General features: G+C 71.8%; 1 protein-coding gene. It reads right to left on the bottom strand.

The features are described 5' to 3' along the window. A partial coding sequence (locus G7A99_RS21225) for a hypothetical protein (RefSeq protein ID WP_163143897.1) occupies positions 1–975 on the bottom strand: 975 nt, incomplete at both ends.

Raw genomic sequence — 975 nt, forward strand, 5'->3', positions numbered from 1 at the left:
TCGTCGTGCTCGATGGTCACGTCACCGGGTGCCCGCGCGGTGCCCAGGGCACCGATCTCCTCGTCGGTGAGGCTGCCGTCGAGCAGGTCCTGGTAATCGATGCGCATGGGATCGGCGACCTCGCCGATGCTCCCGCCGGCCTCCAGGGTGACGTCGCGGCCGCTGACGTTCGGGGCCTCGTCCACGGCGCCGCCCCCGCCCGTCTCCAGCGCGACCACGTTGATGGAACGGCGCAGCTCGTCGTCGGTCCACGCGGCGCCGGCGGTGAGCTGCGCGACCTGGCCGTCGGTGGCCTGGTAATCGTAATCCGCCTCGAAGGACTGGAAGGCACCCCGTGACAACCAGTCACCACCGAGATTCTCCTCGAACAGACCGGTGACGCGCTGGTACTCGTCCGCCGCATAGGCACGCACCGCGGCATCGTCGTCGACCTGTCCGCGGGCGGCGAGAAGCGTGCGGTAGCGCTCGAGACCGGCGTCCGTGAGCTCGAACCCATCGCTGCCCGTGCGCCCCGAGCGCATGAGCTGCCAGTAGCTGCGATACGCCTGTTCGATGCTGTGCTCGAAGGCGGGTACCGCGCGCCCGCGGGCATAGGATTCCGCACCGTCCTCGTCGCGGATCTTGAGCCGCTTCCAGATCGCCTCGCGGGTCTCGCGGCTGACCGCCTCGCTGTCGACGCGGCGCCGGGCGTCGCGGATGCGCCCGTCCGGGGCGGCGAGGTAGACGTCACCGAGGTTGGAGACGGCGCTGTCGATCCAGAGGTCGCCGGAGCGGTCGCTGATGCCGATGTCACGCTCGGCGGTGACGTCGAGCACGCCGCCGGCGGCACCGCCGTCGCCGTTGTCGCCCTCGACGAGCTCGACGACCAGGGGCGAGCCGGCGCTGCCGACACCGCCCACGGCGCTGGTCACGGTGAGATCGCGGGCCCGGATGTGGGGGGCGTCACCGTCCCGGGAACCGGCCGCGAGCGCACCG

The sequence above is a fragment of the Arhodomonas sp. KWT genome, assembly GCF_010993615.1.